Origin of the sequence: Legionella sp. 27cVA30 (assembly GCF_024160945.1) — a bacterium.
GTDB lineage: Bacteria > Pseudomonadota > Gammaproteobacteria > Legionellales > Legionellaceae > Legionella_A > Legionella_A septentrionalis.
In genome coordinates this window covers 1,015,839-1,035,190 of sequence record NZ_JAMYXK010000001.1, presented here as the reverse complement: position 1 = coordinate 1,035,190, position 19,352 = coordinate 1,015,839, and the positions used below count along the sequence as shown (strand labels likewise).

The window sequence follows — 19,352 nt, the reverse complement described above, 5'->3', positions numbered from 1 at the left end:
AATTGCTCGATTATGAAGCAAGACAACAGCACGAGCAACTCCCAACTTTTAAGTTATGGTTTGAGGGGTGCTTTTTGAGCAATCTCTTCTTTTTGTATTGGCTGTTTATTTGCTGCCGAGATGGAAGGAATTGTGGATTTAAACTCAGATGGGGAGGGGGTAAGCGCTTCGCTTAAGGTGATGAATTTATAACCGTTATCCTTATACATTTGAATGATGTCGCTCATGCAAAAGCTATTTAACAGATTGGCATGGATCAATAGTATTTGTTTAACCGGTTTGCCATTGGCTTTTTTTTCAGCGCGTAGCGTTTGATTCCAAATATAACTAAGATAACGACGCTTAATCGGTTCCAGATTTTTTTCACGGCTGCGCCAATGGATTGACATTAATTGCTCATTAAATTGAAAATCTTTACTATCAATAGTCACGGGCGCAACTTTGTATTGATTGGAACTTAAAAAATCGTGAACTTTTTGTTTTGTATCACCCCTGCCTTCAGCCAAATAAGGGTAACGGAAAAATTTCTCTTGGGAAAATAAAGGGGTTAAAATCTCATCGGCTTTGGCAATATCCTGCATGTATTTTTCAGCATCACTGCGATTTAAGTTGGCATGAGAGTAAGTATGGTTGCCGATGGTGAACCCGGCTTCCTGGAACTGTTGTAATAATGCCCACTGGTTTTGTTCAATACTGCCGGCAATCACGAAACCAGTTGCAGGGACTTGATGATCAATCAAGCTTTGCATTATTTTTATGAAGCGGTCATGCTCGCGCTGCAAGTTGCCTGGTTTGTTGTGAGTGGTTCCGACAAAAGGCAAGTCGTCAATTGTTATGGCAATTTCACGCACCTGCTCCTGTGCCAAAGAAGAAAAACTTAAGAAATTCAAAAATAAAACCAAGAGAACGCTGGAATATATTTTTTTAATCATGGTCTTATCCATCTGAATTATTGTTGTTTTTATAAAAAGCTTAGCAAGGATTATGCAAATTGCATAACTTCGTGAAAAAGGTTAGATAAATGAATGTTGCATACCCACATTTTTGCCTTATTTAAGAGGCATGGTCTAATATATACATGTAATTTATGGAAAATAATCAGGGAGGAGTTATGAACGATACAAATAATCCATATGGATGCTGGTGGTCTCACCGTCACGAGTTGTTAGGCTTGGTTCTAATCTTTATTGCAACCATTCTCACTATCATCACCTTTAACAGTTTTGGTATCGCAGCCATGTTTTTGGTGGGCATGGTATTATGCGGGCATCGGTATTTTTTCTGTCATTCCTGTGCGGTATGCCACCCGGAAAATAATTTGCACGATGATGTGGAAGTGCTGTCAGAAGATAGCCTGACGCCTCCAATTGACAAAACGATAAAAAAAGAGCCCACCGTGCGGCGTACTCCCAAAATGTGAGGCGGGCGATGACGATTTTTAATCGACACTACATAAGTTATAATGATTGTCTGGTTATACGGGATATAAAAGATGCGCACAGTCATTGGTAGTCTTTTGTGGATCTGTTCACTAGCCTTGTATGCTATAGGAGCGGAGACATTGACACTTAACTTAAGCGCCAGCAGCCGGGAATTTGTGGTAAAACTGCCGGCTAACCCTACTACTGGCTATCAGTGGACAATAAAGAAATACAATAAGAATTTCTTTCAATTAACCAGCAGTCAATACGTTTCCCCGAAGACTCAACTGATTGGGGCTGGAGGCGAAATGGTGTATGTTTTTAAATTAAAAGCAGGCAAATCCTATCCTGAAAAAACCCATATGCTTTTTAAATATGCCCGTCCTTGGGAGCCAAAGTCCGCTATCCTGAAAAAAGTTGTAATTAATTTTAAAAGTTAATTACAACTTTCCTGCCAAAACGAAACCTAGTCTTCGGGCTGTATTATTCGCCTGAAGGGTAAGTAGCGGGGCTCCCAGAAGCTATCCTGGATTAATTTATCCAAATTTTTATCTTGGTTGCACTGGGCTACGCCTGATTCTATGGCTGTACGTGCTACTGCAACGGCTATGTGTTTTGCCACCGTTTGTGCATCATCCAAAGAAGGCAGTAAAGGTAGGAAGCTGTCTTTCTTGCTTGGTGACAGTTCACTCAACGCCAGCGCTGCCGCTAAAATCATTTCTTTAGTAAGGCGCGAAGCACGGACTGAAAGTATGCCTAATCCTATTCCAGGGAAAACCAAAGCATTATTGCACTGAGCAATATGCAAGAGACGATTTTGATATTCGATGGCTGGAAATGCCGTACCCGTCGCAATCAAGGCGGTACCTTTACTCCAGTGTAATACATTGCTGGGATGGGCCTCGCATTTTTCGTCCGGATTGGACAGGGGAAATATAATTGGCCGCTCACAATGTTGTGCCATTAATTCGATAATATCTTGAGAAAATGCACCCGGCTGCGCGGAGCAGCCAATCAATATTGTGGGCTTCACTTGACGGATAGTGTCCGTAAGCGATGCATATTTTTTATCATTAATCGGCCAGCTTAAGATTTCTTCTTGTCTTCTGGCATAAGGTTTTTGTGCTTCAGTGAGATCGATATCTCCCTCAATCAGCAAGCCTTGGCGGTCAACGAGCCAGAAACGTTGATGAGCTTCCTCAGCACTTAACCCGCCGCGCATCAATGCATCGATGATTTGATCGCTGATTCCTGTGCCGGCAGATCCTGCGCCAAATACCACAATGCGGTGATTATTCAAACTGATTCCCGTGATATCACACGCAGCAAGCAAGGCAGCCAAAGTTACCGCGCCTGTGCCCTGAATATCATCATTAAACGTACATAATTCGTCTTGAAATTGATCAAGGATACGCCTTGCATTGCCTCGCCCTAAGTCTTCCCAGTGAAGGAAAGCATTTGGAAACTGTTTATGGATACTTTCCACAAACGCGCGGACAAAAGCATCGTATTTTTCTGAACTAATGCGTGGGTGACGACAGCCCAGGTACATGGGATCGGCCAATAATTCCTGATTATTCGTCCCCACATCCAAAAAAACCGGTAAGGTACGATTGGGATCTATTCCTCCGCATAAGCTATACACCATTAATTTTGCGACTGGTATATCCATGCCGCCAATGCCTTGATCGCCAATTCCTAATACACCTTCCCCATCCGTCACTACGATGAGATCAATTTCAGGATTGGAGCGATTATTAATAATCTCATCAATTTGGTTCTGATCAGAATGGGTAATGTACAAACCGCGGGGCTGACGGTATTCACGACTGAAATATTTAACGGCTGTGCCCACGATGGGCGTATAAATAACCGGAAGCATTTCGCCTGTATGGCGGCTTAATAGCTTATAGAAAAGAATATGGTTTTTATCATGTAAATTATTGAGATAAATATTTTGCTGTAATCGCGATGTATAACTGGAAAATTGCAGGTAAGCGCGCTTTACTTGCTCATCCAGAGTTTCCACCTGGTTGGGTAATTTTCCAAGCAAGCCAAAGGCACGGCGCTCTTCTTGTGTAAAAGCTGTTCCCTTGTTTAATTGCGGAGTGGTAAGCAAATGTTTTCCACAAATGGATGTTTCAATATACCATTCTCCAGTTTCTTCATTGCGCAAGGTTTTAAAATCTAACATGTTTTATTCTTACCATTGTAAAAATTGCAGTTACCATAGCCAATATGTAATCACCTGTCTACTGCATAGCCTTATAAGCCTCTGAATGTTAACATAGCCTTCCTGCAAATGTGATGATAGGTGAAGTTAGACAATGGCTAGATGGATTATTCTCATGATGATGTCATTTTGGATGGCTGCTTGTGCAGCACGAGATGAACACTATTATACCATGCATCCAAAAGCACTCCAGGAAGCAATTAAAAAATGTCCTGAACAAGCTTCCGGTCAATTAAGTTGCAAGCATTTACAAAAAATCGCCTTGCGCACGAACAATCTGGCTTTGCAATTAAGAAGTGATCCGCAAGGGTATGGGAAACAAATTTTAAGTTTGCAAGAAACCATAGCCGAACAGGAAATGGCTTTGCAACAAAATAAAAATCAGCCCCAATTGCAAAAGGAACTTGAAAGTAATAAGTATCAACTGAAAGAACGTTTGGCTGTGGTTAAATGGTTAGAGTCGCCAGAGGGCTGAAATGCGAATATTAGTCAGTAACGATGACGGAGTATATGCCCCGGGTTTGCGCGCGTTAGCCCATGAATTATCGACTATAGCTGAATTAAAAGTTATGGCTCCGGACAGAAATCGCAGCGGGGCGAGCAACTCCCTTACCTTATCGCGGCCTTTGCGGGTAAAAGAATTGGATAATGGCTACTACAGCGTCGAGGGAACACCTACCGACTGCGTGCATCTGGCTTTAACCGGTTTTTTTGACCCGGTAGCAGAAATGGTAGTTTCCGGAATTAATGAAGGCGCTAATCTGGGAGATGATATTTTATATTCGGGAACGGTGGCTGCTGCCATGGAAGGGCGCCATTTGGGGTTTCCGGCGATTGCTGTTTCTATGGTGGGTGACAACATTCAACACTATGATAGTGCAGCGATCATCATTCGACAATTAATCTTAAAGCTGCACCATCATCGCTTGCCCTCGCAAACTATCTTTAACATCAATGTACCGGATTTACCTATAGACCAAATTAAAGGCATGCAAGTTACCCGGCTGGGAACGCGTCATGGTGCTGAGCCTACCGTAAAGGAGTATGATCCGCGTGGACGGCCAATTTATTGGATAGGTCCGCCCGGTTTAGAAGCAGAAGCAGGTCCAGGAACTGATTTTTATGCGGTTAGCAATGGGTATGTTTCCATTACTCCTTTGCATTTGGATATGACCAATTACAAAATTTTTAGTCAAGTATCAACTTGGATGGATGGGGTAACATGGGAATCTTGAAACTTTTTTCCTACTTATATGATAAAACCATTTTTTGGTCGGGACACCGCCATGCGCCCTATTACCTGGCAGGCATATCCTTTGCTGAATCCTCATTTTTCCCAATACCCCCCGATGTCATGCTGATTAGCATGGGATTGGCGGCCCCCCATCGTTCATGGCGTTTCGCTTTTATTGCAACGCTGTTTTCCGTTTTAGGTGGTATTTTAGGTTATTTGATTGGGGTGTTTGGCATGGAATTGATCCAGCCGCACCTGAGTGCATCGACGCTCGCCAATTTTCAACATGTGAGCCAATGGCTTAAAAGCTATGGGATATGGGTAGTAATTTTAGGAGCCTTCACCCCTTTCCCCTATAAAGTATTTACTATTGCAGCCGGGGCTATGCAATTAGCTTTTTTGCCATTTGTAATAGGCTCTGTAATCGGGCGGGGGATGCGTTTTTTCTTGGTATCCGCAATTTTATTTTTTACCGGTAACCGTATCGAAGCGCGTTTGCGGCATTATGTTGATGTAATCGGCTGGTCGCTGCTTGTAATCTTTGTTATCGTTTATTTTTTTATGAAATGGATATATTGAGATGTGCACAGTAAGAAAGGGAATCATTTTTTTATTCCTCCCGCTTTTCCTTTCCGCATGTGAGCAGAGAGTTGGATTGGCGCCCGTTGTAGAGTTAAATTGGGAAACTGCCAGGAACAGAAATAGCAGCCATCCTCTAAGGCATGTGGTTGTTCGCGGCGAGACGCTTTATGCCATCGCTTTTCGCTATGATCAAGACTACCGGCAGCTGGCTGCCATCAATAATTTATCCAGTCCTTATACTCTGCGTGTAGGTCAAGTGCTGCGTGTACAACCATCGATAAACCAACCCATAAGACCGCTCCAGGAAACGCAACGCTTTATTCCTGCGCCTCCCCCAGTGGCAAGAAGGCCGCTGCCAGCAAGAAGTGCGCCGATAAAATATTTGCCAATGCCTCAGCCAAAAGCGGTGATAAAAAAACAGGAACCTGCTGCTACGCATCAAAATGTCGCTTCTAACAGTCAGTGGCAATGGCCTGTTTATGGAAAAATAATGACTGGATTTGTTCCACAGCAAGGTAAAAAAGGGATAGATATCGCTGGCAAGAAAGGAGAAAAAATTCATGCTGCTGCAAGCGGGGTAGTTGCCTATGCTGGTAGTGGGCTCGCTGGATACGGTAATTTGATTATCATCAAACACAACAACCAATTCCTCACTGCCTACGGCAACAACTGGCGTAATTTGGTACGTGAAGGGCAACAAGTAAAGGCAGGGCAAGTGATTGCAGAAATGGGATTAATAGACAACCGCTTCTGGGGCTTGCATTTCGAAATCCGCAAAGCTGGACAGCCAGTTAACCCATTGCAATATTTGAAAAAATAAGCGGTGACGCCTTTCCATTCCACGGTTAAATCGTGGGATGGGACTTCTTTCAATACTTCATTTTACCTAATCTTCCCCCAACCTTGCTGGGGGCTTCACCGCAAAGCTGCCATTTTTAAATTCAAGTGTTTAATGCCAATATTAATACTTTAGCAATACATTAAGGTCATAGATGTAAATAAAATTGCTCTTTACTCGGTGACGCTTTAGGTTCTGTCGACATTGATGATTGTGTATAATCTGCGATAGAAATGACATGGTGGTTTTATGCTTACAGATGATGAATGGAACAGGATTAAAGATTGCTTACCAGGTAAGTCGGGGGATCCTGGTCGGAGGGGATCAGACAACCGGCTTTTTGTAGAAGGTATAATGTGGATGGCTCGGAATGACAAAGATATTTATAAAGAACGCAACCTTATCGAACGCATGTTTAATAAACTCAAACATTTTAGAAGAGTGGCAACACGATATGATAAACTTGCTCAATCTTTTTTATCGTTCATTTATATTGCTGCAACCGCCCTTTGGTTAAGATAAATGTCGACAGAACCTAGATCGTTGCGATATTTATGCGTGTGATCTTTTGGGGTGAGTGAAAAACTTTTTCAAACTACCCTGATCAGTAGATGCTGGTTTGCTAGCGTTATCTCATAGCAATAAACCGTCTGTTAGAACTGGTTGACTGAATTAATAAATAAAGTGTATGCCGTCAATACTCTCCGCAAAAAGCGCATTGAAGTAATTTCTACCTATTATCCAAACGATCGATATGGCACGAGTGGCAAAAATTCGCAATTGAACAATATATGATATGCTATATAATGTAGTATTTTGTATAATGGAGATAATGGTGGGTATTGTAAAAATTTCAGATGAGCTTCACGAAGAAGTGAGAAAAACGAGTACGGTGATGGAGCGTTCTATAAACTCTCAGGCTGAATTTTGGTTAAAAATTGGCCGGTTAGCTGAACAGAACCCTACATTAACCTATGAGGAAATTCTTAAGCGTGAAATGCGCCTGCAAAACGTAGCCTCGGTGAGACTTGTCAATGAATAAGATCCACATCAAGTCTCAAGATGAAATTGTATTGATGCGCAATGCTGGGAGACTTCTTGCAAAAGTTTTTGCTGCACTGGATGATTTTATCAAAATAGGAATTTCAACTTTAGAAATCAATGACTTTGTTGAAGACTATATCGTGCACACGTTAAGAGCAAGGCCTGCTAGCAAAGGGCAATATGGATATCAATATGTCTTAAACTCCTCAATTAACGAAGTTGTTTGCCATGGCGTACCATCGAAAGGCAAAAAATTAAGGGAGGGCGATATTGTCAACATGGATATTACTTTGGAAAAAGATGGTTTTATAGCAGACAGCAGTAAAATGTATTCAATCGGAAAAATTTTACCAATTGCCAAGAAAATAATGGCTGTCAGTTACGAAGCAATGTGGGAAGGCATCTGTCACGTTAAACCAGGTTCTACAACAGGAGACATTGGTTATGCCATCCAGCATTATGCAGAAAAAAACGGTTTTAGTGTAGTTCGTGATTATTGCGGCCATGGAATTGGCCGTGCAATGCATGAAGAGCCCCCAATACCCCATTTTGGCAAACCTGCAACCGGCATTACCTTAAAAGAAGGGATGGTATTCACTGTTGAACCAATGATTAATCAAGGAACTTATAAAGTAAAACAAAAAAAAGACGGTTGGACGGTTATAACCAAGGATAGGAAGTTATCCGCACAATGGGAGCATACCGTTCTCGTTACCGCATCGGGATTTGAAGTACTTACCCTGAGAAATGAAGAAATTCTGCCCTGTAGTGTAAAATTGGCTTCTAGACCCTATTAAAGCGGCTAAGTGAAGTAGCAGCCCCGGCAATCATTGGCTATGCATTGAGTATTCTTACTGAAACTTGCAGTGTGGGTAAATTAATTCTGCCATTGCAACAAGTTCCTGTTACTGCTGTCATTGCTGAAATGAATCCATGTCCGAACGTCTTCAATTGCAAAACTTTAGGTTAAGAAAATTAATTTTCAGCCGAAAGCGTATAAGTAAGATTTATCGAAATTTAATTAAGAAACAATCGAATTTAATGTTGCAGGTCTTTGAAAAAGCTATACTATAAACCTTTAGAAGTTAAAATCAAAAAAGCCGCTGGTTAACTAGATAGGTGAGACAATGTGCCCAAATGATGAGCCTTCAGAAAAAAAAGTAGTGCCACAAGAAGAAGCGCTAAGTCCTGATGAGGATACTTTACTTCCTGATGAAGAAAGTTTGCTTTTAGAAGAAGAGGATAGCCTGCTTGAGGATGAAGACGATAGCGAACCGGATTTTAGCGATGAGCTGGCTTTCCCAAGTTATCAGCGCGGCAAAAATGTAGCCAAAGCTATGGATGCCACGCAAATTTACTTAAGCGAGATCGGATTTTCCCCTTTACTAAGTGCCGAAGAAGAAGTGCATTATTCCAGGCTGGCGTTGAAAGGTGATGTAGCTGCACGCAAGAAGATGATTGAATCCAATTTACGGTTGGTAGTTAAAATAGCGCGTCGTTATTTAAACCGCGGGCTTCCCTTGCTGGATTTGATTGAAGAAGGTAATTTGGGATTGATGAAAGCAGTGGAAAAATTTGATCCTGATCGCGGTTTTCGTTTTTCAACTTATGCAACTTGGTGGATTCGGCAAACCATCGAAAGAGCAATCATGAATCAAACCCGCACCATCCGGTTACCCATTCATGTGGTAAAAGAATTGAATGTTTATCTACGAGCGGCGCGGCAATTAACGCAAAAGCTGGATCACGAACCATCGCCTGAAGAAATAGCCGAAATGGTGGATAAGCCTTTGGAAGACGTTGAAAAACTTTTAGGTTTAAACGACAAGGTGACTTCAGTTGATACGCCAATTGGTCATGAAGAAAATAAATCCTTATTGGATACTATTCCGGATGAAAATAGCGTGAATCCGGCGGAATTACTTACCAATGAAAATTTACGTGCTCACATTGAGTCGCTGTTGGATGAATTGACTGAAAATCAGCAACAAGTGATTGCCAGGCGTTTTGGTTTGCGCGGTTTTGAGAAAGCCACCCTGGAAGAGGTTGGCAAGGAAATTAATTTGACGCGAGAGCGGGTGCGACAAATTCAAGTGGAAGCTCTGAAAACCTTGCGCGGTCTTTTAGAGCAAGTCGGACTGACTCAAGAAGATTTATTTTAGATTAATTGGGAGGATGTTCTACACCCTCCCAATTAATTCCCGTTAAAATTTTGCGTAATCCCTTGCCAGCATGCCATGTAATCTTTTTGTCTGATGCTGCTTGCCATGGCTTTTTCCGTAACCTGCCAAGATAAACAGGATTCAAACATGAATGCCAAGGTATTGGCATAGTATTCCGGAGTTAATTCTTGCGTACTTGCTTTTTGGTAACTGGCCGCATCTGGCCCGTGCGCTGTCATGCAGTTGTGAATACTGACCCCGCCTATTGCAAAGCCTTCTTGTTTGGCATCGTATTCACCCATAATAAGCCCCATGAGCTCGCTCATGATGTTGCGATGATAATAAGGGGGGCGGAAGGTATTTTCTGCGACCATCCAGCGCTCAGGAAATATAACGAAATCTAAATTGGCTACTCCCGGCGTATCGCTTTCAGAAGTCAATACGGTGAAGATAGATGGGTCTGGATGATCAAAACTGACCGTATTAATCGTATTAAATAAGGATAAATCATAACAGTAGGGAGCATAATTACCATGCCAAGCTACAACATTTAAAGGCGAATGCGGGCAAGTCGCTACCCACCAATGTTGCTGGTATTTGCAAATTAATTCCGCTTCTTCATTGGAATCCTCAAAAGCTGCTTGCGGATAAAGAAAATGACGTGGATGAGCAAGTCCGTTAGCACCAATTACGCCAAGCTGGGGCAATGACAGCGGTTTTGCCCCATTTTCACACACATAACCACATGCTAACTCGCTTTTAAGGGAAACTTTAAATTTTACTCCTCTCGGTACTACAGCAATCATGCCAGGGGTAAGTTTAAGTGTGCCAAATTCCGTATGCAGGGTAATATCCCCCATGTAGGGCACGATTAATAATTCCCCATCGCTGTCGCTGACATAACGCCTGTTCATGGATTGATTACACTGGTATAGATAAGCATTCAATAAATGATTTCCTGCCAGATGGAATAAACCATCTACAAAATCTTGTGCAGTGGCGGGTGTAGGTAACGGCGACCAGCGCAGGGGATTAGGTGGAAGCAATGCAACAAATTTATCTTGCAGGGGTTGTCCGTACGGTCGATATTCGTGTTGTACTACAGATGGCAGAATCCGATACAGCCAACTGTATAAATTGGTGTGGCGGGGTCTGGTAAATGCGCTGCCACTTAATTGTTCAGCATACAACCCCAAATTGCATTGCTGCGGTGAATTTTGACGTTTTGGCAGTGCACCGCGTATGGCTTCACTGCTGTGATAATTCCCAAATCCTTCTAAATACACAATATTCTCCCTGGGTAAATGCTTAGAGCATAGCTTGAAATCATAAATCAGATTGAACTTTAAGATAAAGCATTGCATATATTGCCGGCAGATTTTTTTTTGCATCCCGGGCATTGTATAATCCATACCAATTTAATTTTGCTTTAGAGGGGTGCAAATGGCGGGTCATAGTAAATGGGCAAACATTCGTTTTCGCAAAGGGCTGCAAGATGCCAAGCGCGGTAAGATTTTTACGAAATTAATACGGGAAATTACCGTAGCAGCACGGATGGGAGGAGGTGATGAAGCAGCCAATGCCCGCCTTCGCGATGTTATCACCAAGGCACTGAAAGCCAATATGAAACGCGATACCATTGACAATGCCATCAAGCGCGGTGTTGGTGGCTTGGAAGGCGACAATATGATGGAAATGCGTTATGAAGGATACGGGCCTGGTGGTGTTGCCATCCTGGTCGACTGTTTGTCTGACAATAAAAATCGCACAGTTTCCGAAGTTCGCCATGCATTTAGCAAACATGGTGGTAATTTGGGGACGGATGGTTCCGTATCTTATTTATTCACGAAACAAGGCGAAATTCTTTTAGCACCCACCCCGCGTGAGGAAGAGGCAATGGAAATTGCAATTGAAGCGGGTGCTGAAGATGTGATTCACGAAGAAGGGCAAATTGAAATCATCACTACCCCGGAAACTTATCATGCTTTACTGTCCGAGCTGCAGGCTAGAAATTTTGAAATAGAACATTCAGAAATTACCATGCGGGCGCAAACTTCTGTTGCTGTGGACAAGGAAACTGCTGAGAGCTTGGAAAAACTGATTGATATGCTCGAAGATCTGGATGATGTGCAAACAGTCCATAGTAATGCTGAGTACCTTGAAACCATTGCGTCATGACCATTATTTTGGGGATTGATCCAGGCTCGCGGGTCACGGGATATGGAATCATTAAAGAACAGGGCAAGCAGCTTCACTATCTGGACAGTGGCTGCATCCGTACTCCCCAAGGAGAACTCAGTGAAAAGCTATTGAGCATTTTTAATGGCATTTGCCACCTCATGGAAAATTTCAACCCTGATGAAGTGGCAATTGAGCAAGTATTCTTACATCAAAACGCCGATGCTGCCTTAAAATTAGGGCATGCACGCGGTGTCGCTATGGTGGCTTGCGCTTCCCACCGCATTAAGGTAAATGAATATTCGGCCCGTGCAGTTAAACAATCTCTTGTTGGGTATGGCGCCGCACAAAAAGAGCAAGTTAAGCATATGGTGGTTAATTTACTGAAATTAAACCGTCCGCCGCAAAGTGATGCGGCAGATGCACTGGCGATTGCAATTTGCCATAGCCACATGCGCCATGGATTATTAAATATGAATATAGTAACAGCCCGTGGGAGGCGAAGACGATGATAGGATGGTTAAGCGGCCGTATTATTGACAAACATCAACCGGGTAAGTTGGTGGTTGATGTAAATGGGGTGGGTTACGATGTTGAAACTTCCCTGCAGACTGCTTTGCAGCTGGAAACACATCAGGGAACGATAGGCTTGCATATTCATACCATAGTGCGTGAGGATGCATTATTACTGTATGGTTTTTTGGATAAAGAGGAGCGCGCCTTATTTCGAGCCTTGATCAAGGTAAATGGCATAGGCCCAAAATTGGCGATTAACATCCTCTCCAGCATTTCACCTGCTGAATTCATCCAATGCATCCGCCAGCAAGATGCATTATGCTTAACCCGTTTGCCCGGCATAGGCAAAAAAACGGCAGAGCGTTTATTGATAGAAATGAAGGATAACTTGCCGCATTTATTTCCTACCTCGGTTAAATTAGAACAAAGCCCCGGCATCCGGCTTGAGCAAGGAGAAGCCATCAAAGCCTTGGAAGCTTTAGGGTATAAGGAACAGGAAGCAACAAAAGCTGTACATAAAGTAAATGATGGAAAAATGAGTTGCGAGCAAATGATCCGCCAAGCTTTGCAAGTATTGTCTGGCCATTAATTGCACACAAATATTGAATTGAATAACAGCTGAAAAGATTTCATGCATGGCTTGTGCAGAAACTTTTCATCATCCTATTCATTAGTTTTCATTACCGGAAAATACACTTTTACAATCAACCCGGTGCCTTCACGGGGCGATTCCAATTTAACGCGCCCATTATGCAAGGCGCTGATCTGCTGCACTATGGCAAGGCCCAAACCACTGCCCGGGCTTTTATTGCCTAAGACTCTGAAAAATCGTTCGAATACCCGCGATTGTAATTCAGCAGGAATGCCGGGACCATTATCGCACACTTCGAGTACTGCCTCATTTTCTTGTGGGTACACGCGCACCACGACACGGCCGCCTTCTTTGCAGTAGCGTATGGCATTATCCACCAAATTACGGATTAAAATGCTAATAGCGGTCGGGTTGCCAGCAAAAATGGGAGTTTTTTCATTGTCTTCAAATTCCAGTTCAATTTGTTTTTCCACAGCCGTTGGGGCTAGCATGGCCAAAATTTCGCGAGTGATTTTGCCAAGGTTCACTTCATCCAGATCGTTAATGCCTACTGCTTCTGGCACTAATTTGCTCATGGTAAGCAGCTGCTGCACGATGTGAGTACTGCGGTTTACGCTGGCGATTAGTTTTTGCAGGGCAATATTCTTTTCTTCTATATTATTTGTATTTAATGCAACTTGTGCTTGAGCTTTGAGAGCAGCCAAGGGGGTGCGTAATTCGTGTGCCGCATCGGCGGCAAATCTTTTTTCACGTTCAAAACCTTCTTTCAAACGATAAAAAAGCTTGTTCAATTCATCAATAACCGGTTTTATTTCTTCTGGCATTTCCTTAATGTTCACCGGCTCCAAATGCGTTGGGGCGCGGTTTGCCACTTCTTGAGCAACGCGATCAAGACTGTCCAATCCCCGCCCGATAATAATCCAGATTAACAGGCCGGAGAGGGGGAAGGTCAGCAGCATAATGTATAAATCATCTTGTGCAATGCGTTGGCCCAATTCATTGCGCGTATCATACCGTTCTGCCAATACGGTGCGGATGCCGGCTTTTTCATTGTAAGTAGTGAATACCCGCCACCTTTGTTTGTCGATGATTTTATCGTTAAAACCATCATTATCGGAAGTTAAGGGGATTTTGGGTGCGCTTGAGGAATGCAGGATTAATTTCCCGCCATCAGTCCAAACCTGGAAATTAAATTTATCCAGATAATGTTCGGGTGCATGATCGCGCATCAAGGGATGTTGATAATAAGTTTCCACTTTATGTGGGATTAAATTTAACGTATTTTGTATTTTTGCCAGTGGGCGGTCATGAACGTCGTCCCCCAAAAGCGCTTGGTAGGAGAGGGCGGAAATAGCCATTAGGGTATCCAGATGCTCTTGGATGTCTTTTTGATCCAGATAATAGTTACCAATGGCTGTTAGGGTGGTGGTGATGGTTATTGCCAATAAAAGGTTAATTAACAAAAATTTTCGGATGGAGGATTTCACAATCGGCCTTATTCATGCACGCATTTTTACCGTTAAACGATGCGGATGTTTAATTATTTTCATTTTTCTCCGCCATGTATCCCACACCGCGTATAGTACGAATGTAATTGGCATTTAATTTCTTGCGCAAATTATGGATGTGCACTTCAAGCGCATTACTATCCACATCCTCATCCCAGCCATAAATACTTTGCATCAATTGTTCTCTCGATAAAACATGCCCGCTGTTTTCAAGCAATTTTTGCAACAAGGCAAATTCGCGCCTGGGCACGTTTACTACGACATCATCGACCATGACGGAATGCGCCGCCGGATCTAATGTCACATTACGATATTGTAAAACGGTATCGGCACGACCTTGCGAGCGGCGGATTAAAGCCCTGACCCGAGCGCTTAATTCATTTAAATCAAAAGGCTTGATGATGTAATCATCTGCACCACTGTCCAAACCCTTAACCCGGCTTTCAATGGATTCACGTGCAGTCAGGATTATCACCGGTGTCGTATTGCCCTCATGGCGAATGGTTTGCAGCAGGCTTATCCCGGAAAGTTTAGGCAGTCCCAGATCAAGAATGATGAGTTCAAAAGATTCAGACTTTAAGGCAGCACGCGCGGCCTCTCCGTCTTTTAACCAATCGACGATGTAGCCAAACTGAGTCAATCCGGTCTTAACGGCATCACCGAGCAACTCATCGTCCTCAATCAGCAGTAATCTCATTCTTGCTCCTTTAGAGCTATTGAAAGCTCTCAGTAGTATTAACGGGTCCCGGAACCCTGACCTGAGGTATCAGCAGGTTGTTGCTCTGCTTCTTTATCCGACACGTGTCTGGTTAGGTATACGGCTTGGATAAAGATAAAAAGTAAAGTCAAACCGGCGCCGCCGAACAATTTAAAATTCACCCAAACGTTTGTATCAAAATAATAGGCAACATATAAATTTAAGCTGCCCATGATTAAGAAAAATATGGCCCAGGCCCAATTCAAATGCTGCCATATTTTTGCAGGCAAGCTTATGTTTCCATCCATCATTTTTTGAATAAGCGGTTTTTTGCCAATGAAAGATGAGCCGAGAAATACTAGCGAAGATAACCAGTATATGCCGGTGGGTTTCCATTTAATAAACCAGGGGTTATGAAAAAAGAGGGTGGCGCCGCCCAACACCATGATCAAGCCTAAGCTGATAAGATGCATGCGTTCGTAAGATTGATGCTTGATTCGATGAAAGATGACTTGAAGCAAAGATGCCGCCATCGCTACTGCGGTTGCGGTGTAAATATCGAAGAGTTTATAGCAAAGAAAAAAAACGAGAATCGGGAAAAAATCAAATAGTAGTTTCATGATGTTAAGCATACTTAAAGGTATAGTAAGTATAACACACGATGTCTTCTTGCAAGTCAACATCCATCATCTTTGTGCATCGTTATTGCAAGCATAATATTCATATGCCCATTATTCTAATGGACACGCCCCATCATGCCAGACGGCTAGCCTAAGCGAATCTTTTGTCCCGGGCGTAATACATTCTTTTGTAAGTGCGGGTTTAATTGCAATAAAGTCCGTACAGTAGTGTGTTGCGATTTGGCAATAGTACTTAAATTATCTCCTTTTTTAATCATATAAACTCCTGTAGGCCTGCTTGGTTTCCAAATGACCAATTGTTGTCCGCGACGCAAACCTGACTTAAGGTTTAACCGGTTCCATTGCCGAATTTGGCTTGGTGCGACGCCGTACCGATTCCCTATTTGTTGTAAGCTATCCCGTGCTTGCACAATGTGAATGACTTTCAATTGCTTGGCCGCAGTGAAATGCTGAACAGGCGCCTTAGCGGGAACAGGGGGGTTAATTGCGGCTGGCGGCGTTTGCTTGCTATTGGGTACCAAGACCACCTGTCCTTTTTTTACGGCATTGGATTTAAGCTGGTTGAGTTCCTTAATCAGGTTTACCGAGGTATGGTATTTTTTAGCTATCAAAACCAAATTATCCCCAGCACTCACTTGATGGCGCGCCCAGCTGACCCGTTTGCTTTCAGGCAAATTGGCAAGATTTCGGCTGAAATCTTCTACTTTATCAGCCGGAATCAATAACTTATAGGGGCGATAAGGTGCAGTAGCCCAGCGGTTATACCCCGGGTTTAATTTAATAAGATCATGATAGGAAATGCCGGCCAGTTTGGCTGCATGATCCAAATCAATTTGGCTGCCAATATTGACTTCTTCGAAGTATGGCACGTGTGGAATATCCGGCAACTGTACGTGATAACGTTGCGGGTTTTGGATGACTTCCGCCAGGGCCAGCAAGCGTGGAATGTAGGCACGGGTTTCCTGTGGCACGGGAAGGGCCCAGAAATCAATCCTGCGGCTTTGGTTGCTCTTTTTTATGCAACGGGCAACGGTACCCTCCCCCGAATCATAAGCTGCAAAAGCCAACAGCCAATTGCCATTAAAAAACTTGTTTAATCGCGACAAATAGTTCAAGGCAGCATCAGTGGAATGGCCAATGCTTCGGCGCGCATCAAACCACCAATCCCGCTTTAATCCCAAATCCGTGCCTGTACCGGGCATAAGCTGCCATAATCCGGCAGCACCTGCGCCGGAATAAGCAAAAGGATCGTAGGCGCTTTCAATCATGGGAATTAAAGCAATTTCTCCGGGAAGATTGCGTTTCTTAATTTCAGTAATAATGTGATAAATGTAGGGTTCCGATTGCGCTAATTTTTGCAGATAGCTCGGATGAGAAATTAACCAGCGCAATTGATTTTGCACCTCAGGTCGGGTTACCTCGTGGTTTAAAGTAAATTGTCTGCGTAATACATCCCAGACACTCGGCGATGAGTCTGCCACAGCAGTACTGACTGGGGAAAAAAAGGCAAGAACAAGACATAAGTAGCTTATTATTAGAGGCTTAAACTTCAAAATAACGACCTAGTCTAAATTATGGGTCTTGCAGTCTACTAAAAAATTCTCGCAGGATAAACCTTTTGTGTATTTAATTAACTCATATAGAACTAAATTTATTCCTTATGGTTTGTTTTTTTAAATAAAACTATCTTTTTTTCGCCGTAAATGAGAAAAAATAGCCAAGGGATTAGAGGGATCAATGCCTTCTTTTTCTGCAAATTGTTTTAAATTAGGTGTCTCAATTCTGAAAAAAGGATTAATTTTTTTCTCAAGGGCTATGCTTGAAGGCAATGAACATAATTCGGATCTTTCTTGCAAATAAGCAGCGTAATTTTTAATGGTTTCATTTGCTGGTTCTATTGACGCTGCAAAGCGCAAGTTTTGCCGTGTGTATTCATGCCCGCAAAATAGTTGCGTATCGTCGGGAAGTTGTTGCAGCAGCAAAAGCGAATGGTGAAGTTGTGCAAACGTTCCATCAAAAACCCGGCCGCAGCCTGCGGAAAATAAAGTATCACCGCAAAATAACCAACTTTTCATGGGTTCCTGATAACACACATGGGTAGAGGTATGTCCGGGGGTATTAAGGACGCGAAAGGCATAATGATCAATATGGATGATATCCTCGCCTCTTACCACATAGTTAACGAGGGGAATGCGTTCATCGGCAGGCCCATAAACTTTAGCTTCAGGGAAACTTTGCAATAATTCAGCTATACCATCCGTGTGATCAGCATGATGATGAGTGACTAAAATGTTAGTCAGGATGAGTTGATTGGTGTGCGCATAACGAATGACTGGCGCAGACTCTCCCGGATCAATGCAGGTCAAAGTATGTTTTGCCTCATTGACAATAGCCCAAATGTAATTGTCTTTGCGGGCCGGCAGTGCTGCAATCGTCATGATCATTCCTTATTTTTTTCTCAGTTGTAGAATATTACATTTACCCTTTTTCAGACATACTTGCACTCGGTGCGCATCCATAATTTATTGCACTATACTTTGATTGTGAATCAATAAAAATGGGGGGTCGTGATGGGCTTGCATAAAAATTATGACGATGGTCACTCCTTCTCTGAATTTGGCTATGAAGAAGAAAATATAGAGGATTTGGAACCACTCGATGAATCAGACAAGAAAAAGCGCATCCGCCGCATGATAGAGGAACGACTTGAGCGCAAACGTTTGCAGAAAGAGTTGCAAGATGAGTTTGATGATGAGTTTGATTGGACTGAGTGGGAGCGTTAATTTTCTCCTAGTTTCTGTGCGTATAAAGTATTCGTTAACAGCGTGCTGATAGTCATGGGGCCAACTCCGCCCGGAACAGGGGTGATCCAGGCGGTTTTTTCCTTAGCCTTGTTAAAATCGACGTCACCGCGCAATGTGCCATCCGCCAGGCGGTGAATTCCTACATCAATTAAGATTTGTTGATCATGCAGCCATTCCGTATTAATGACATCAGCACGCCCAGTTGCCACAACCACCAAGTCTGCGTGCCGCACGTGGGATTCGAGGTGGCTGGTAAAACGATGGCATACGGTGACTGTGGCTTTGGCCAAAAGTAATTCCAATGCCATTGGGCGTCCTACAATATTGGATGCGCCAATCACTACGCTATGTTTACCTGCAGGATTCAGTTGATAATGTTTTAATAATTGCATAATTCCATAAGGAGTGCATGGCCTTAATAACGGGTTGCCTTGCGCCAGGCGGCCAAGATTATAAGGGTGGAATCCATCGACATCTTTAGCAGGATCAATACGCTCGATGACTTTGACTGTATTGATGTGTTCGGGCAGGGGCAATTGCACTAAAATGCCGTCGATTTCCTGTGTATGATTTAACTCATCAATTAAAGAGAGTAAATCGTCTTCTTTTGTGCTGGCAGGCAGATCATAGGCAAAAGAAGATAATCCTGCCTCGGCACATGCTTTGCGCTTGTTATTGACGTAAATGATGGAAGCCGGATCATCTCCTATCAAAATTACGGCCAAACCCGGAGGTCGATAGCCTTTTCGGATACGCGCGCTAACGTTTTCTTTTAACTCGTTTCTAATCGTTAGTGCGACTTGTTTACCGTCCAGTAAAAAGGCAGTCATAGGGGTTTCACAAAAGAAATAAGAGCTGGATTATGAAATATCCAGCGACACTATGCAATTATGGAAATTTAA

At 43.0% G+C, this 19,352-nt stretch carries 22 protein-coding genes and 2 pseudogenes; 15 read left to right on the top strand and 9 right to left on the bottom strand.

What is annotated here, in order from left to right; translation table 11 throughout:
- Positions 1–53 precede the first annotated feature (53 nt).
- Positions 54–932 carry a polysaccharide deacetylase family protein gene (locus NKV53_RS04640; protein ID WP_126954804.1) on the bottom strand — a complete coding sequence of 293 codons (879 nt, stop codon included), beginning with the start codon at positions 930–932 and terminating at the stop codon, positions 54–56.
- Between the two features lie 179 nt (positions 933–1,111).
- Here NKV53_RS04640 and NKV53_RS04635 point away from each other — a divergent pair, with 179 nt between their 5' ends.
- Together NKV53_RS04635 and NKV53_RS04630 are read left to right on the top strand one after the other, a co-directional pair.
- On the top strand, positions 1,112–1,420 hold the full coding sequence (locus NKV53_RS04635) for a hypothetical protein (RefSeq protein WP_127033010.1): 309 nt from the start codon (positions 1,112–1,114) through the stop codon (positions 1,418–1,420).
- A 72-nt stretch (positions 1,421–1,492) separates the two neighbouring features.
- Positions 1,493–1,861 carry a protease inhibitor I42 family protein gene (locus NKV53_RS04630; RefSeq protein WP_126954802.1) on the top strand — a complete coding sequence of 123 codons (369 nt, stop codon included), beginning with the start codon at positions 1,493–1,495 and terminating at the stop codon, positions 1,859–1,861.
- A 26-nt stretch (positions 1,862–1,887) separates the two neighbouring features.
- Here NKV53_RS04630 and NKV53_RS04625 read toward each other — a convergent pair whose 3' ends face one another.
- Entirely contained in the window at positions 1,888–3,615 is a 1,728-nt protein-coding gene (locus NKV53_RS04625) for an NAD-dependent malic enzyme (RefSeq protein ID WP_127033012.1), read from the bottom strand.
- A gap of 133 nt (positions 3,616–3,748) precedes the next feature.
- Between NKV53_RS04625 and NKV53_RS04620 the strand changes: the two genes are divergently transcribed.
- The 9 genes and pseudogenes from NKV53_RS04620 (at position 3,749) to rpoS (ending at position 9,514) form a co-directional block, all read left to right on the top strand.
- Positions 3,749–4,129 carry a hypothetical protein gene (locus NKV53_RS04620; RefSeq protein ID WP_127033014.1) on the top strand — a complete coding sequence of 127 codons (381 nt, stop codon included), beginning with the start codon at positions 3,749–3,751 and terminating at the stop codon, positions 4,127–4,129.
- A 1-nt stretch (position 4,130) separates the two neighbouring features.
- Positions 4,131–4,889: a 5'/3'-nucleotidase SurE gene (gene surE / locus NKV53_RS04615; protein ID WP_126954799.1), complete on the top strand. Its 759-nt coding sequence runs from the start codon at positions 4,131–4,133 to the stop codon at positions 4,887–4,889.
- Positions 4,877–5,467, top strand: coding sequence for a YqaA family protein (locus tag NKV53_RS04610; RefSeq protein ID WP_199737832.1), 591 nt, complete (start codon positions 4,877–4,879; stop codon positions 5,465–5,467). The genes surE and NKV53_RS04610 overlap by 13 nt, the downstream gene beginning before the upstream one ends.
- 1 nt (position 5,468) lies before the next feature.
- Entirely contained in the window at positions 5,469–6,290 is an 822-nt protein-coding gene (locus tag NKV53_RS04605; protein WP_126954798.1) for a peptidoglycan DD-metalloendopeptidase family protein, read from the top strand.
- Between the two features lie 267 nt (positions 6,291–6,557).
- Positions 6,558–6,677, top strand: a pseudogene (locus NKV53_RS04600) (transposase); the annotation flags it as partial.
- 3 nt (positions 6,678–6,680) lie between these two features.
- A pseudogene (locus NKV53_RS04595) lies at positions 6,681–6,830 on the top strand (transposase); the annotation flags it as partial.
- A gap of 310 nt (positions 6,831–7,140) precedes the next feature.
- Positions 7,141–7,350: a ParD-like family protein gene (locus NKV53_RS04590; protein WP_256478761.1), complete on the top strand. Its 210-nt coding sequence runs from the start codon at positions 7,141–7,143 to the stop codon at positions 7,348–7,350.
- Positions 7,343–8,149: a type I methionyl aminopeptidase gene (gene map, locus NKV53_RS04585; protein WP_126954797.1), complete on the top strand. Its 807-nt coding sequence runs from the start codon at positions 7,343–7,345 to the stop codon at positions 8,147–8,149. The genes NKV53_RS04590 and map overlap by 8 nt, the downstream gene beginning before the upstream one ends.
- A gap of 330 nt (positions 8,150–8,479) precedes the next feature.
- A complete protein-coding gene (gene rpoS, locus NKV53_RS04580; protein WP_126954796.1) occupies positions 8,480–9,514 on the top strand; it encodes an RNA polymerase sigma factor RpoS in 1,035 nt (344 codons plus the stop codon).
- Positions 9,515–9,546: 32 nt separating this feature from the next.
- Here rpoS and hmgA read toward each other — a convergent pair whose 3' ends face one another.
- Positions 9,547–10,800 carry a homogentisate 1,2-dioxygenase gene (hmgA, locus tag NKV53_RS04575; protein WP_253350764.1) on the bottom strand — a complete coding sequence of 418 codons (1,254 nt, stop codon included), beginning with the start codon at positions 10,798–10,800 and terminating at the stop codon, positions 9,547–9,549.
- A 157-nt stretch (positions 10,801–10,957) separates the two neighbouring features.
- On the opposite strand from hmgA, the gene NKV53_RS04570 reads away from it, so the two are divergent.
- From NKV53_RS04570 to ruvA, 3 genes are read left to right on the top strand one after another with little or no spacing between them, the layout of a single operon-like run.
- Positions 10,958–11,692: a YebC/PmpR family DNA-binding transcriptional regulator gene (locus tag NKV53_RS04570; protein WP_126954794.1), complete on the top strand. Its 735-nt coding sequence runs from the start codon at positions 10,958–10,960 to the stop codon at positions 11,690–11,692.
- Complete coding sequence (ruvC, locus tag NKV53_RS04565) at positions 11,689–12,204, top strand: crossover junction endodeoxyribonuclease RuvC (protein WP_126954793.1); 516 nt, start codon at positions 11,689–11,691, stop codon at positions 12,202–12,204. Before NKV53_RS04570 ends, ruvC begins: the two co-directional genes overlap by 4 nt.
- Positions 12,201–12,797: a Holliday junction branch migration protein RuvA gene (gene ruvA / locus NKV53_RS04560; RefSeq protein ID WP_126954792.1), complete on the top strand. Its 597-nt coding sequence runs from the start codon at positions 12,201–12,203 to the stop codon at positions 12,795–12,797. Before ruvC ends, ruvA begins: the two co-directional genes overlap by 4 nt.
- Positions 12,798–12,871: 74 nt before the next feature.
- On the opposite strand, the gene NKV53_RS04555 is transcribed toward ruvA, so the two are convergent.
- From NKV53_RS04555 to gloB, 5 genes are all read right to left on the bottom strand, one after another.
- Positions 12,872–14,287 (bottom strand): ATP-binding protein, encoded by a 1,416-nt coding sequence (locus tag NKV53_RS04555; protein ID WP_126954791.1) that lies wholly within the window; start codon positions 14,285–14,287, stop codon positions 12,872–12,874.
- A 49-nt stretch (positions 14,288–14,336) separates the two neighbouring features.
- Positions 14,337–15,005, bottom strand: a complete 669-nt coding sequence (locus tag NKV53_RS04550; protein WP_126954790.1) for a response regulator — start codon at positions 15,003–15,005, stop codon at positions 14,337–14,339.
- A gap of 38 nt (positions 15,006–15,043) precedes the next feature.
- Positions 15,044–15,625 (bottom strand): septation protein A, encoded by a 582-nt coding sequence (locus NKV53_RS04545; protein WP_126954789.1) that lies wholly within the window; start codon positions 15,623–15,625, stop codon positions 15,044–15,046.
- A gap of 146 nt (positions 15,626–15,771) precedes the next feature.
- Entirely contained in the window at positions 15,772–17,199 is a 1,428-nt protein-coding gene (locus NKV53_RS04540) for a LysM peptidoglycan-binding domain-containing protein (protein ID WP_126954788.1), read from the bottom strand.
- Between the two features lie 120 nt (positions 17,200–17,319).
- Positions 17,320–18,084: a hydroxyacylglutathione hydrolase gene (gene gloB, locus NKV53_RS04535; RefSeq protein ID WP_126954787.1), complete on the bottom strand. Its 765-nt coding sequence runs from the start codon at positions 18,082–18,084 to the stop codon at positions 17,320–17,322.
- Positions 18,085–18,216: 132 nt separating this feature from the next.
- On the opposite strand from gloB, the gene NKV53_RS04530 reads away from it, so the two are divergent.
- Positions 18,217–18,429, top strand: coding sequence for a PA3496 family putative envelope integrity protein (locus NKV53_RS04530; protein WP_126954786.1), 213 nt, complete (start codon positions 18,217–18,219; stop codon positions 18,427–18,429).
- On the opposite strand, the gene folD is transcribed toward NKV53_RS04530, so the two are convergent.
- A complete protein-coding gene (gene folD / locus NKV53_RS04525; protein ID WP_126954785.1) occupies positions 18,426–19,280 on the bottom strand; it encodes a bifunctional methylenetetrahydrofolate dehydrogenase/methenyltetrahydrofolate cyclohydrolase FolD in 855 nt (284 codons plus the stop codon). The genes NKV53_RS04530 and folD overlap by 4 nt on opposite strands.
- Positions 19,281–19,352 lie beyond the last annotated feature (72 nt).